This window comes from Paenibacillus swuensis, from assembly GCF_001644605.1.
Classification (GTDB): domain Bacteria; phylum Bacillota; class Bacilli; order Paenibacillales; family DY6; genus Paenibacillus_N; species Paenibacillus_N swuensis.
The window spans coordinates 1,749,569-1,764,375 of sequence record NZ_CP011388.1; the positions used below are offsets into that span (position 1 = coordinate 1,749,569).

Annotated in this window: 7 protein-coding genes; 2 read left to right on the plus strand and 5 right to left on the minus strand. The window is 50.5% G+C overall.

Annotated elements, in window-relative coordinates:
- Positions 1-44 precede the first annotated feature (44 nt).
- The gene (locus SY83_RS07640; protein ID WP_157279814.1) at positions 45-5,477 is read left to right on the plus strand and encodes a S8 family serine peptidase; all 5,433 of its coding nucleotides are present in this window, start codon (positions 45-47) and stop codon (positions 5,475-5,477) included.
- 367 nt (positions 5,478-5,844) lie between these two features.
- On the opposite strand, the gene dnaI is transcribed toward SY83_RS07640, so the two are convergent.
- Both dnaI and SY83_RS07650 read right to left on the minus strand, forming a co-directional pair.
- Positions 5,845-6,798 (minus strand): primosomal protein DnaI, encoded by a 954-nt coding sequence (dnaI, locus tag SY83_RS07645; RefSeq protein WP_068605674.1) that lies wholly within the window; start codon positions 6,796-6,798, stop codon positions 5,845-5,847.
- A gap of 38 nt (positions 6,799-6,836) precedes the next feature.
- Positions 6,837-8,309: a DnaD domain protein gene (locus SY83_RS07650; RefSeq protein WP_068605675.1), complete on the minus strand. Its 1,473-nt coding sequence runs from the start codon at positions 8,307-8,309 to the stop codon at positions 6,837-6,839.
- Between the two features lie 141 nt (positions 8,310-8,450).
- Between SY83_RS07650 and SY83_RS07655 the strand changes: the two genes are divergently transcribed.
- Positions 8,451-9,125 (plus strand): SDR family NAD(P)-dependent oxidoreductase, encoded by a 675-nt coding sequence (locus SY83_RS07655; protein WP_068605677.1) that lies wholly within the window; start codon positions 8,451-8,453, stop codon positions 9,123-9,125.
- 45 nt (positions 9,126-9,170) lie between these two features.
- On the opposite strand, the gene SY83_RS07660 is transcribed toward SY83_RS07655, so the two are convergent.
- The 3 genes from SY83_RS07660 to pheT all read right to left on the minus strand — a co-directional run bounded on the left by SY83_RS07660 (position 9,171) and on the right by pheT (position 14,780).
- On the minus strand, positions 9,171-9,710 hold the full coding sequence (locus SY83_RS07660) for a CvpA family protein (RefSeq protein WP_068605678.1): 540 nt from the start codon (positions 9,708-9,710) through the stop codon (positions 9,171-9,173).
- Positions 9,711-9,719: 9 nt separating this feature from the next.
- A complete protein-coding gene (zapA, locus tag SY83_RS07665) occupies positions 9,720-12,206 on the minus strand; it encodes a cell division protein ZapA (RefSeq protein WP_068605680.1) in 2,487 nt (828 codons plus the stop codon).
- A gap of 132 nt (positions 12,207-12,338) precedes the next feature.
- On the minus strand, positions 12,339-14,780 hold the full coding sequence (gene pheT / locus SY83_RS07670) for a phenylalanine--tRNA ligase subunit beta (RefSeq protein ID WP_068605682.1): 2,442 nt from the start codon (positions 14,778-14,780) through the stop codon (positions 12,339-12,341).
- Between the last annotated feature and the right edge of the window lie 27 nt (positions 14,781-14,807).

Consider the following 14,807-nt stretch of genomic DNA (forward strand, 5'->3'; position numbering starts at 1 on the left):
ATTTGTATCAGGTATTATATTACATAATTAGGAGTTGTAAAGTGGTGAACAAATACAATATGCGCAAGTTGCTGTCCAAAGGTATCGTTACTTTATTGGCTCTCACACTCGCCCTTCCTGTAAATGCCGCTGATCCCCCATCAGGGGTCCAAGTTTTAGAACCCCCCGCCAATCAGTACCAGGCCCCTAAAAGTTCCCTTCCTCCCGTTCCTAAAATAGACAAGGAATTGAAGAAGCAATTCGAGAATGAGGTCTATGTAAGGTATTTGATCAAAATGAAAGAACAGGCAGATCCCCAGTCGGTTTCTCTGCAATCCCAACGTAAAGCAAAAGCAATCCGCGGAACACCTGCGGCAACGAAGTTATCTGCCCGTAATGCAGTCATCACCTCACTCCGAGAAACGGCCTCCCGCACACAGAGCCCGATTCACAACCATCTGACAAAACTGAAATTGGGCCATAAAGGCGTAAAAGATTTCAAAAGTTACTTCATTGTCAATGCCATGTCTGTAACTTCAACGAAGGAGGTTATGGAGGAGCTGGCCGCGCGTCCTGATATTCTCACCATCGTTCCTGACCGCAAACTATATTTAGACAAAGTAATCAAAACGGAACCGTCTAGTATACATCTAGATTCTATTGGAACGTCTTCCTCGGAAATTAGATGGAACGTCGAACGTGTTCAGGCTCCGGAGGTATGGAGCAAGGGAATTGACGGGACCGGCATTGTCGTGGCTAACATGGATACCGGGGTAGACTATACACATCCTGCCTTGAAGCGTAAATGGCGGGGATACAACGCTCAGGGAGAAATTGAGAACCCCGAATTGAGCTGGTATGACCCGAACGATCAAATCAGCATGCCTTTCGATGCAAACGGGCACGGCACCCACACAATGGGGACCATGGTCGGTTCTGAAGAAGACGGGGATTATCAGATCGGGGTAGCTCCCGGTGCGAAATGGATAGCGGTGCGGGCTTTCACTTCGAATTATACATACGATACCTACATGCTTGCCGGAGGACAGTGGCTGCTTGCTCCAATGGATAAACAAGGGAGACTCCATCCGGAGATGGCACCTGACGTGGTAAACAACTCATGGAAAAGCGGATCCGGTAAAGATGAGTGGTACCGTCCGATTGTCGAGGCTTGGCGGGCTGCCGGAATCTTTCCCGTATTCTCCGCAGGAAATACGCAATATGATTGGGATACCGGGGAAGCTGGTTCCATCGCTAATCCTGCAAACTATCCAGAGTCGTTCGCAACAGGAGCGGTGGACAGTAACGGACAACTTACAAATTTCTCCTTGCGTGGGCCATCTCCCTATGGAGAGCTAAAGCCGGAAGTGTCAGCTCCCGGGGTCAATATAGGTTCGTCAGTTCCAAAAGGGTTTTATGAAAGCTGGAGCGGTACTTCCATGGCCGCACCTCATACTTCAGCTATCGCTGCGCTGCTGCTCCAAGCCAATCGGTCACTGACTGTGGATCAACTCGAAGAAGTGATACAGAACGGAGCAACGCCTCGGACGGATACCGAGTATCCCAGTTCTCCTAACCAGGGGTATGGCTACGGGATCGTAAATGCGCTTCAAGCTGTGAATTCCGTAATCGAAGGCGCTGGGAAGGTTTCCGGAACCGTAATGGTGAAGGGATCAGATACGCAAGTGCCGGTAATCACTCATACACCGCTTGTTTCTATATTTAAGGACGTAGAAGCCGTGCTTACCGCAAATGTTAAAGATAACATCAGTGTCTCTTCTGTGCAGGTATTCGGACGTGTATCCGGTACGGAGTCCTATATTTCCTTTCCGATGAAACGTACTTACGGTGACGCAAGAGACGGAAACTATACCGCTATAGTTCCAGAATCCATGGTACAGCTTGCAGGATTGGAATATTATATTCAGATAACCAACTATGGCAAAAATGTTATTGAAACACCGGTATATCGGGTGGATGTATCAAACGGGATCACACCAGGTTATGTTCAGGATTTTGAAACCGACCTGAACGGATTCACCATTCAGACCAAATCCGGTATGCCTTGGGCTTGGGGTATCCCGACAGCTGGTCCGCGGGCAGCCTATTCCGGCAAGAAAGTGCTGTCCACCTCTCTGAACAAGTTGTATGAGCTTGAGACAGAGGCTGAAATTATCATGCCTCCTATTGATCTAACCAAATCGGACGAAGGTGGATTCATATCCTTTAAGCAATGGTATGACATAGAGACAAAAGATGCCGGAAGCGTATGGATTGCAAGTGAAGAAAGTAATTACGAATATGTTCAACAATTAACCCTAACCGGTACAGGGAAAGCCTGGAATACAAAATTCTTAGACCTTAAGAAATACGCCGGCCAACGCATATTCCTTAAATTTACGTTTATATCCGATTTTACTCATAATAAATCAGGCTGGTTTATTGACGACCTAGCTTTACGGACTCGGGATCAAACGGTGCCTTCGGCTCCTGGCGGTTTAAAAGGAGCTTCCAATCTTTACGGAAATGCACAACTTACCTGGGGTGCCGCCGAAAATAATGATGTTTATGCCTACTCCGTGTATCGTACAACCTATGGCGGATCAGAACCTGAACGATTAGCAACCGTGGAGACAAAAGCTTATACGGACACTTCAGCGCTCATCAATAATATTTATATATATTCTGTAAGTTCTGTAGATTACAGCGGGAATGAAAGCTCAAAGTCCGACGGCGTAACCATGACAGTGTACGGACCGGACGTTCTATTTGAAGATTCGTTCGACGGGCCGGACGATAATGGTTGGACACATAGCGGTAAAGAGGATCAATGGCAGCGTGTAAGCCCTGCCTACCCCGGCCCTAACACTGCAGTCTCAGCGCCTTACGCTTGGGCATCTAATCCAATAAATAGTCATTATTCTAACAATGCTGATGCATCTCTTATCTCACCCATACTGGATCTGACAGGCAGGAAAGAAGTTGCCATGACGTTTGACCAATGGTACGTAATTGAGAGCTACCGTGATTTCGGTATAGTTGAAATAACTAATAATGGAGGAAATACTTGGACCCAACTTGCTAAATACAACAACAACGTAAATGGAGATAGATGGAACAGTATAACTTATAATCTGTCAAAGTATGCCGGACAGAAGGTGCAGGTCCGTTATCGTCTAACTTCTGATGATGGAGGTAATTATGCAGGTTGGTATCTAGATAACTTCAAAGTTTTTAGCTCGCACGTTGTTCCGAGCCAGAAGCTTCCTTTTGTAGAAACTGCAGAAATCAGCAGCTATAGGCCCGAATCGGCAGAAGTGTCCTCCCTTGAAGATGACACGGTTCAAGCTGATGCCTATACAAGTCAACAGCCTGCGGAATCAGTCGCATCCTCAACTGGGGATGAAACAGCAAATGATCCGCCTCAACTTTTACCGGTAGACGCTGTCATAACTGTGAAAGAAACCGGATTAGCAACCGGGTCAGACCCGATAACAGGCACTTTTTCATTCAATCATAGCGCGGGTGTCTACGAAGTAACTGCAGAATCTTATGGTTACTATCCGCAGATGAAACAAGTTACCATTGGGGGTAACGGTGTTACTTCGAACTTGGATTTCCAGTTAGAGGCCAAACCTTACGGCGCGATTAGCGGAACAGTGTCCGATAAGCTTACCGGTAAGGCCCTTGCCGGAGCAACCGTCATGGTTAGGGAAGATGCACGGGTGACTCCGGTAACTACAGATGATTCCGGACGATATACCCTAAAAGCTCTAGAGGGCAACTATACCTTGGCTGTTTTTGCTGATAACTATATGCTCAAGAATGTACCGGCAACCGTGCTTCCTGATAAAGAAGTTGCAGTAGATATTTCATTGGGTTCCTATGCTGGTATTCCCGGCGAGATTAAATATGATGAGGGAAACCCAGATGGAGGTGGTATCCGATTCGGAATAGGAGGTAACGCTTGTGCTCTCCGAATGACACCGCCACCAACAGGTACGCTCGTAACTGGTGCTTCTTTCGTGTTTGGAGTTGGGGAAATGGGTTCAGAGCCTCGACAATATGAATTCAAGTATGCACTCATGGATGCAAGCGGTCCGAATGGCTCACCAGGTAAAATGATTTCGGGGCCATATACCGGGACGGGGCTCTCAAATGGAAAGTGGACTAAGGTTGATTTCCCTGAACCCGTCTCCATGGTAAATGAGTTTTACATTGTATATATTCAAGTTGGGGATTCGGATGACGCACCCTATCTAAGTGGTTCGTATCCTAAAATTTCAGAACGAAGAAGTTGGGTTAGGTTTAACAATTCGTGGGGACTTATATCGGGATTGTTTGCTAATAGTGAATTCAAGATACGCTCAAACGTTCTCAATCCACTGGATGCGCCTGTTATCACTGAGCCTGCATCCCCTCGAGTCACGAATCAGTCGAGCGTGAATGTTACGTTGACCTCGCCGGTCGAAGGTGTCACAGCTAATGTTTACAATGGTTCAAAACTTGCGGCTACAGGTGCTTTAATGAATGGAAAACTGACCGTACCAGTAACCCTTCATCCGGGACTGAACCAAATCAGTGCCGAGTTGTCCTACGGGGACCTGATTAGTGAGCGTTCTGCTTCGATTGCGATTAGTCTAGACAATGCACCTCCCATACTAAACTTAGTTTCACCTGTTGAAGGTACCCGAACCAACCAAAATACGATCACCGTTACAGGGACCACATATGACGAACATCCAGGTGAACTAAAGATTAACGGAGAACCAATCTCGGCAACCGATGGTGGGAAATTCAGCACAAAGGTCCATTTGAATGACGGGGAAAACCGCGTTACCGTTCAAGCCAGCGATAAGGCGGGGAATGTGACCTCCCTTATCCGCGCCGTAACGCTAGATACGACAAAGCCCGATATTACGAATATAATACCTGCTGCAGATGTGCATCTTACTCGTGGGCAAACACTTATCGTAGCGTTCGACAGTGAGCCTGGTGTTGCAGCCTCGTTCTCAGTCGCTATCCCCCCAGGTCTCCTTATTCCAGGCATGACTAGTACATGGAAATTAACAGAGAAGACGCCGGGACATTACGAAGGATCCTTCCTTATTCCGAGCCATCTGCTAGTAGAGGGAGCACCCATAACCGTATCCGCTGTAGATCAGGCCCGCAATCGCACAGAAACCGCAGCCCAAGGGAAATTATACGTCAAAAACCTTGCTCCCTTAGCCGTCATCCAAGCGCCAGCCGCGACGGTTTCGCTTAAGAATAATGCATTCAGCGCTTCAGGGTCCAGTGATCCTGACGGGACTGCTCTGAAATATGCTTGGAACTTCGGCGACGGTTCCACCTCTTCCCTCGTTAATGTCAACAAAAGTTTCAAGCGCCCGGGTAAGTACACTGTCACACTAACTGTTACCGACGTGGACGGCGCGCAGAACAATGCAACACATGTGATTATTGTCAAAAAGACGCATCTGAACAGAGATTCGAATTAAATAAGAACTAAAAACTGATATGAGAAAAGCCCATAACTGTAACCCTGAACTGTAAACATCTATGGTGACACGGAATAAAAAGACACTATGCTCAAAGTAGATAGATGGCTCCTGTATTCATAAGGAGTCATCTTTTTTAATCCACACCCGTCGGGAAGAGTTGTACTACAAGATATACTCATTAATTTTATGCCCCAACAGTTGCCTTTACGGGACATCGATTGGTTAATCCGCATCCTCCACCTTCATTTCCAATAGATTAATTTTAACTTCGGTGCGTTTTTTTTCCTTAGAACACAAAACCCGAAAGAGGGACACTGTGTTTAAAGTGTCTATCTTTCGGGTTACAGTTCAGGGTCCGCTTCTCTCATTTGTTGCGAAAACGCTTATTCTCGCCTTCTAATTTAATATATTCAACGTAAGGTTTAATCCGCTCCATCAAACGGGCTCCCTTATTCTCTTCATTTCCGTCCTTCGTGTAGCTTAAATGCTTCTGAAGCCATTCGAAATCATGATTGGATGTATAGAACGTGGGCTTGCGCCCCATCCTATAATTCAGAATCGATGCCAGCACATGATCCCGGAACCAAGCGTTTAAGTTCTCGGAACCCAAGTCATCCAATATGAGCAAGTCCGTCTCTTTCAACAATTCAATCGTCTCGAACATCTTCTTGTCGTCTTGGAACATCCGCTTGATGTCCTCCACGAAATCAGGCATAAACACGATCGCGCCGGTAAAGCCTTCCTTGGCTAATTCATTGAGGAGATAAGACATCAGATAAGTCTTTCCTGTTCCGAAATTACCTGCCAGATATAATCCTTGACTCTGCAGGCCTTTCAACTTCGTCTTCTCCACATAACTTAAGACGCGGTGAGCGGACTCCGCCCGTTTGGCATCCATCGTTAAGATTTCCTTAGCCGAGAAGCCCTCTTCCAGCACCTTCTCATCAATATACATGCAGCGAATTCGCTTGCGAATCTTCAATTCCGCTTCCCGTGCCGTTAGCTTTTTGCAGGGAACTTTGTGATCATTTACATATTGGGAACCGTTCACCCCTTCCACGGAAAGCTTCGTGTAATGTCCCTGCATATCATTGGGACACTGATCCAGTCCGGGGCAGTGGGTGCAATGGTTATATTCTTGGGCATATTGGTATAAGCGGTTCATGTTCAGCTTCAACGTCTTCTCATCCAGCTCCGGATGCTTAGCTCGAAACTTGATGACCGCGGGATCGCTCATAACACCAAGCGAATTCATCTCCGCTTGCCGCAACAGGTTGCGGTTCGAAGGATCTTTCAGCAAATCGGACAGGGATTCCAAGTCGACCGCCTCCTTTATCATCTATTATAAAATGTAAACTACTTACGGTCCAGTCGTTCCGCCAGCAGCAGCATTTTCTCCATCTCTTCATCGCTCAACGCATCGCCTGCAGGATCGCTTTGCACCACTTTCAAGTTTGGCTTCTGCGCTTTCGTTGCGCGCTTCTTGCCTTTGAGCTGGCCGTCCTCGGCCCCTTTGCGCAGATGCTGCACCGCATCCTCGAATGTCTCCACCTGCTTGCCGAGCAAACTTGCCGCGATGGAATCAATGTAACTGCGTGTCCAGGACTTCTTGTTGTAGGAAATATAGTGGATCAACACGTTCACCACTTCATCCGGCATCTTGTAATTCACATTCAGCTTCTCAAAGGTATCTTCAATATATTTAGGCACCGCGCCCGGGAAAAATTTCTCAAGAAAATTCGTATAAGGCAGATTCCGCACAAACATGTTATATTGGTCGGGATTGTCACATTGACTCCGAAGCATCTGAGGAACGGGCAGATAAAATTCTTTGGCGACAAAATGCTCCTCCGGAACACCATGCTCGTCCCCGTCACCGTCAACCTGATCCGAAGCCGCGTCCATACGACGCAGCGAACGCTCTGTATATTCGCCCTGACGCTTACGCTGGCGATAAATTTCGTTGGCTTTCTTTTGTAATAAGTCACCCATTAAATCCCCGTCAGCCGAGAACACCCCGTCCGTATCCAACAGATCGCGAATGTCCGCTTTCATCAACCTGTATTTGTTAAAAATATAATTAATCGTCTCCATCTGCCCGTGATCATACTTTAAATTCTCCACAAACCGGGTATTGCCCGAGGACGCACGCGGAAAATGAAAAATAATATCCGAATACTCAATCCGTTGTTCCGCGAGACCTGCAGGAGCGGGCGTTTCCCTTGCGGGCGACACCTCGGACAAAGCTTGCTCCAACTCGGCATCAATCATGGACGCGTTCAGACGAAAAGGTTCAAAATCATAAAAGGCCAGCGACAAATCCTCGGTATTCACGGTTCTGCCCATAAATTCATCCGGCTCCGGAGCAAAAAATTCCTCTTTCAACGAAATGACAGCGAATTTACCGACTTTATCGCGAAGCAGCATCATCAGGTGCGGAACCTTGAAATACTCTCCGGGCGATAGCGGTCTCACCAATTCGAACTCATAAACATATTCATCCGTCTCCACCACGTAACGATGCTTCGTTATCAGTAAGCCCATCGCTTCCAGCTTTGAGGTCTGCTCAATCATCAGCTTGCGGCCTTGCTCGTTGGGCTCCACGTTCATCAACAGAAATAACCGGCGCAACTGCTCCGCCTTGGAGAACCCCAGCTTGTCTCCCGCGAGCTGTTGATAGAGCAGATGATAGAGTGAAACCGCATAAGCCCCCACCACCGGTTGATAGACCAAAGAGAGCATCTTGGCATCTACCGGACTTAGCGAGAAATCGCGAAATATGTAATATCGATGGTTTTCGGTAAAATAGTGCAAGTTGGTAATCCGCATTCGTTTAACACCGCGCTTTCAAATCTGGTACCCATTATTGTAACACAAATGACCGGCGGATTCGGAAATAAATATTGGGCATTTGTCAGGATTTTTGATAAGCTGAATACATATCGTTTACATCAATCAGGAGGCGAGCCGATGGGACTTTTACATGGCAAAATCGCGTTGGTTACAGGAGCAGGAAGCGGTCTGGGCCGGGCGACGGCCATTGCGCTTGCCCGTGAGGGCGCACAGTTGGTCCTTTGCGGCCGCAGGCTGGATCCCCTCAAAGAAACGTTGAAGCTGATATCTGAAGCTAACGGTGATGGGGTGGCGATCGCGGCCGATGTTTCCTCAGCGGAAGATGTTACACACCTTACTGCAGAAGCCGTGGCTGAATTCGGTCGAATCGACATCCTTATTAATAATGCAGCCGTGTTTGAACCCGGCGGTGTCACGGACACCGATCTCCAGAACTGGAACGACCAGCTTGCGGTGAATTTAACGGGTCCGTTTCTTCTCATGCAGGCGATCCTTCCCTGGATGCGTAAACAGAACTATGGCCGAATCGTCAACATTACCTCAGGCTTGGCTTATAACGGTGCAGGCGGCTTCGCGGCCTACAGCGCCTCGAAGGCGGGCTTGGAATCTCTCACCCGGACGGTTGCGGATGAGGAGTCGGGAAACGACATTCTTGCCAACCTGTTCAACCCCGGAACGGTCCGTTCCAATATGCATGCAACCGGACAAGATCCTTCCGCGGTGGCGCCCGAGATCGTGAAGCTGGCCTCGCTTGCCAAAGGCGGCATGAGCGGTCAATTGGTGTCGGTGTGAGTACATAAAAATCCCGAACTCCTTATCGGAGATCGGGATTTTTTATTAAACGGTGATCCAGAGTTGTCTGAGCTTGTCCGCCAAAATCGGTGTAGTGTCGAATAGCCATTGCGCCGTTCGGGATTGTTCCAACAATCGGTTCACGCTTTCCGAAGGCAACATCTTCATGACGTTCACCGCGATGATCGCAAGAAGAATGACCTCCAGAATTGCCAGCATTGCTCCGCTCCATTGATTCACCGCGTTCAAACCAGGCACCTTTGTGATCAGGTTAAGGGTGCGGCCTGCGAAGGTTAGCGCTATTTTGACCGTAAAGAAGAGCAAAGCAAAGGCGACCGTATTGTACAGGTACCTTTCCAACTTTAAGCCTTTCAAAGCGAACTCCATATTCTGATAGGAAGGCAAGGCTTCCACCGGAAACACGTTTTGCAGCCATGGCGATACATCATCGTAGAAAACAAATGCGGCCACGTAGGCCGCAAAAAATCCAAGGATGGAAACAAGTTGGATGAGAAGGCCTCTCCGGTAACCGATAAAGCTTCCGATGAGGCCGATGCTGATGAGTATATAGTCCAGTGTATTCATGGCTGACGGCTAATTGCCGCTCTCCATAATTTCGACCAATTGAATCCATTCATTGTATTCGGTTCTGAGCTTCGCATACTCTTCTTGCAGCTTGGCGTGTTCGCCGTTCAAATCCGAAAATTCAGCCTGTAATTTATCCAGGGATGATTGCAGAGCCGAATCCTTCTCCTCATTCTCAAAGCTGAGTTGATGAGGCTCTTGAAGCGCGTTCTCCAGGGCGGCGGCATACTCGGCTTTCTGCCGTTCCATCTCGCGTAAAGCATGCTCCCAGTCATTCTGACGGTTCAACAGGTCTTCGAGATCACTGCTGATTCTGTTCTTCTCCGTAAGCAGCAGGTCGCGTTCATGCTCGATATGTTCAAACGCGGCGCTTGCCTGCAAACGGGCTTCACGCAATTGTGACAGCTCGCTTTCCAGCTCAAGGTACGCTGTCATCTGCTTGAGGTGCTCTGCTTCAAGTAGAGCTAATGCCTCTTGATGCTTCACGCGCTCCGCTTCCACGCGGTTGTGTTCGGCATGGCTTGCTTGGTTATGCCGCTCAAGCGCTTCGTATTGTCCGCGCAACGCGTTCACTTCCGAAGCCAGGCTTTCGAACGCCACTTGTTGTTGCAAGTACTGCTCTTCCAGCTCCGCGTATGCAAGCTGTCCGCGTTCTTGCAGACGGCCAGCTTCGGCTTGCTCGGACCGCAGCTTGTCCCGCTCGGCTACAGAAGCGTCCAGCATTGCCTGCAGCTTGGCAAAACGCGCTTCCAGCTCCGCGTTCTCACGCTCTTGAAGCTCTTGCAAGCCGGTCGCGTCCGCATGCTCGCCGCGCAGCTTGTCGCGCTCGGCGATTGCCGCGTCGCGGGCCGCTTGCAGCTGCTCCAGGCGCGCCTCCAGCTGCGCTTGCTCGCGGCCCAAGCGCTCGTGCGCCTCGCTCAGCTGGCCAGCTTCGCTATGCAGCTGCTCCTGTGCTTCGCGCTCGCGCGCCAGCTCGCTCCGCAGCTGCTCTTGCGCTTCGCGCTCGCGCGCCAGCTCGCTCCGCAGCTGCTCTTGCGCTTCGCGCTCACGCGCCAGCTCGCTCTGCAGCTGCTCCTGCGCTTCGCGCTCGCGCGCCAGCTCGCTGTCGGCAGCGCCGCGCGCCGCGAGCAGCTTCCCGTGCTCCGCTTCCAGCGCCGCGAACTGCTCGCGCTGCTGCTCCAGCAGCTGGCTCTGCTTCTTGAGCTCGCCTTCCAGCGCCGCGGACGCTGCTTCCAGCTGACCGCGCTCCTGTCCGGACGCGGACTGAGCCGCTTCCAGCTCGGCGCTCTTCGCCGAAAGCACCGCCGCCAACCGCTCCTGCTCGCCGCGCAGCTCCTCTAGCTCAGCTGTCCGTGCCGCTTGCGCCTCGCGCTCGCGCGCCAATTCCGCGCTGAGCCGCTCTTGCTCCGCTTGCTGCTTCCGCAGCTCCGCCGCCAAGCGGTCTTGCTCGCTCTGCCGCTTGCGCTGCTCTTCTTGCCAGCCGGTTTCCGACGTCTTCAACCTGTCGCGCTCAGCCAATAGATCCGCTTGCGATTTACGCAGCTTTTCCAGTTCGCGGGCCAGCATTTCGCGTCCGGATGCCTGATCGGTCTTCGCCGCTAATGCCTGCTTCAACTCGCTCGACAGCTTCTCGCGTTCCGCTTGCATCTTGGAGCGCTCCGCCTGAAGTTCCGCTTGTAGGCGCTGCTGCTCCTTCTGAGCTTCAGCCTTCCACTGCGCCCGTTCGGCATCCTGCTTCGCATTCAGATCTGCTTGCTGCTCTTCCAGCTTCGCCTTCAGTTGAACCTCTTGCTCGTCCAACTTCGCCTTCTGCTGAGCCTCATGCTCCTCTTGCTTCATCTTCAGTTGAGCCTGATACTCTTCCTGCTTCATGTTCATGAGCGCCTGCTGCCTCTGTAGCTTCGCTTCGGCCTGACGCCGTTCTTCTTCGAATTTCGCCTTCAGTTGAGTTTGCTGCTCGTCCAGTCTAGCTTTCAACTGAACCTGTTGCTCTTCTTGCGTTGCCTTAGTCTTAGCCTGCAATTCGTCCAACTTCGACTTCGCCTGAGCCTGCTGCTCTTCCAGCTTTGCCTTCAACTGTCCCCGCTCGGTTGCAAGCTCGGCTTGCCAACGTTCCCGCTCAGCGGCAAGCCCGGCTTCCAAACGCTCCCGCTCCGCGACGGCTTCAGCCGTCATTTCTTCGAACTCGGCCGCGAGCTTCCCGTGATCCTCCTGAAGTCGGCCGTAATCTTCATGCAACGCCGCTTCCTGCTCCAGAAGCTGAATCATCTTCTGATTCTCTTCCTTGATCTTTATATATTCATCCGCCATGTTGACCGCGGCCAACACCGCGATCTTCGGGGTATCCAGCCTCGGAAAACCCTTGGCGATTTTGTGCATATGGTCGTCGACGTGTGCCGCCACCAGTTTCATATAACCTGAGCTGGAAATACCTTTCAGCTTGTACTGGGTCCCGTATATGTCTACCGTCACACTTGCCCGTTCTTCTGGTTTCATAGCGCAGCCACCTTTCGATTCATAATACCCCAGCTAACCATGGGGACCCTTGCCATCTCTTACAAAATATAGTTTGAATCGCACCTGCAATCCTTCATTCAGATAGTTCGATGCGATTCAGCCGTTCTCCTGCTACTTCCGCAATTCAGCGCCGAATTCTTGTTCCAAGGAAGCAACAACCTTAGCGTGCAGCTCGCTGACTTCGTCATCTGTCAACGTACGTTCCGCGTGACGGTAAACGAGTGCAAGCGCAACACTCTTCTTGCCTTCCCCCAGACGCTCGCCGGTGAAGATGTCGAACACCTGAACAGACTCCAACAGTTCTCCTGCGGTATCGCGTACCTTGGTTAACAGGTTTCCTACTTGTACTTCCGTGTTCACTACCACCGCGATGTCCCGCCCCATGGAAGGATAGCGCGGCAAGCCTTTGTACTCAATCTTCCCTTTCGAAGCTTCGTATAAGGACTCCAAACCAATCTCAAGCACATAGGTGTCTGCCAAATCCTGTTCCTTCTGCAATTCGGGATGCAGTTGGCCAATATACCCCAGCAGGGTATCTCCGTTAACACCCTCCACGTGAATTTCCGCCGTACGGCCCGGGTGGAAGCCCGCGGGTTGAGCTGCGGCAAACGTAAGGCCTTCAACGCCCAGAGATTCGCAAGCTTTCTCGAATACACCCTTCAGATCGTAGAAATCCACAGCTTCCGCTTTGCTGTTCCATTGCGAAGCGCGGCGTTTACCGGTCCATAGCATAGCCAGCATCGGCTTTTCTTGCGGGTGCCGTGTCAGGCGCTCTTCTTCGGTGACATAGACATTGCCAATTTCAAAAATAGCGACATCATCCGTCTTCCGGTTCCGGTTATAGGTAGCCACATCCAGCAAATGAGGCATGAGACTCGTGCGCAGCGTGCTGCGCTCTTCGTTCATCGGCATAGCCAATGTGATGTTGCGGGAAGCGCCGTACAGACCAGGGAAACGCTCGCCTGCGGACGGGTGTCCGAACGAGTAGGTCATCACTTCATGCAGACCGGAGCCTGTCAAGCCTTCACGTAACGCTCTGCGAACCTTCTGGGCGTGAGTAAGGGAACCCGGTGTCGTCACACCGTTCATTAATGTGGTAGGTATATTCGTATACCCGTGCAGGCGGGCAAACTCTTCAATGAGATCCACTTCACGGGTGATATCCCCTCGGCGGCTCGGTACATGTACTGTATATTCATGATTGTTTTCTTCATATGTGAAGTGAAGACGTGTAAGAATCGCTTTTACTTCCAAAGAGGACAGCTCCGTACCCAAGTACGCGTTAAGTCGGTCGAGTCCTATGGTCAGGGTGACAGGCTGACTTTCCGCTGTCTTCTTCTCCACGATGCCTTCCGCAACAACACCGGACGCATGAGCCGCCAATAAGGAGGCCGCGCGATTCAGTGCCGGGATTACCGCTTCAGGGTTCACTTCTTTCTCGAATCGCAAGCTTGCTTCCGAACGCAATCCCAGTTGACGGGACGTTTTCCGAACCGAGTTGCCCGCGAATTTCGCGGATTCTAACAGAATACGGGTAGTTCCGGCTGTCACTTCCGTTTCCAGTCCGCCCATAACGCCCGCCAAAGCAACAGGCTTCACACCGTCTGTGATGAGCAGCATATGCGGCTCCAACGTCCGCTCTGTTCCGTCCAACGTCGTAAGCTTCTCACCGGCATTGGCCAATCTCACATCAATATGTCCGTTATTCAAAGTGTCCGCGTCGAATGCGTGAAGAGGCTGCCCGTACTCTAACATTACATAGTTCGTAACATCAACCACATTATTGATAGGTCGTACGCCTGCGGCCATCAAACGATTTTGCATCCACAGCGGGGAAGGTCCCACCTGAATGTTCTCAATCAGACGAGCCGCGTAATGCGTACATTGCTCTGTCGCAGTGATTTCAACAGAGATTCGCTCCTCCGCTTTCACGCCGGAATGCAGCATACCCTGTTCCTCTTGAGGCAACTTTATTTCCCGGCCAATAATCGCCGCAATTTCATAAGCTGTGCCGATCATGCTTAGCGCATCTGAACGGTTTGGCGTCAAATCCAGCTCCATCACTTCATCGTTAATGCCCAGCACTTTCAAAATATCTTCGCCGACAGGCGTATTTTCCGGCAGCACCAAGATGCCTTCCTGAATTTCCTTAGGCAGAAGCTTGTCGTTCAGACCCAGCTCCTTCGCCGAACAGATCATCCCTTGGGATTCCACACCGCGAAGCTTCGCTTTTTTGATTTTGAAATCATCAGGTAGTACCGCGCCTACTACGGCTACGGGCACTTTTTGACCGGCATCGATATTCTTCGCCCCGCACACGATCTGCAAATCTTCCGCTCCGCCCACATCCACGGTAACTACGCTCAGCTTATCCGCATCGGGATGCTTGTCGCGTGTTTTCACATACCCCGTCACTACGCCGGTCACACCTTTATTGCGTTTCTCGACAAAATCCACTTCAATCCCGTTGCGGGTCAGTTTCTCGGCTAATTCCGACGCGGTGAACTCGCTCACATCCACATATTGGGACAGCCATTGATACGATACTTTCATATGGTCACTTCCTTCTTCTATGTTAAC

Excerpts from the sequence above, each read along its gene's own strand:
- SY83_RS07650 (WP_068605675.1), bottom strand. The coding sequence starts at position 8,309 with ATGCGGATTACCAACTTGCACTATTTTACCGAAAACCATCGATATTAC.
- SY83_RS07655 (WP_068605677.1), top strand. The coding sequence starts at position 8,451 with ATGGGACTTTTACATGGCAAAATCGCGTTGGTTACAGGAGCAGGAAGC.
- SY83_RS07660 (WP_068605678.1), bottom strand. The coding sequence starts at position 9,710 with ATGAATACACTGGACTATATACTCATCAGCATCGGCCTCATCGGAAGC.
- zapA (WP_068605680.1), bottom strand. The coding sequence starts at position 12,206 with ATGAAACCAGAAGAACGGGCAAGTGTGACGGTAGACATATACGGGACC.
- pheT (WP_068605682.1), bottom strand. The coding sequence starts at position 14,780 with ATGAAAGTATCGTATCAATGGCTGTCCCAATATGTGGATGTGAGCGAG.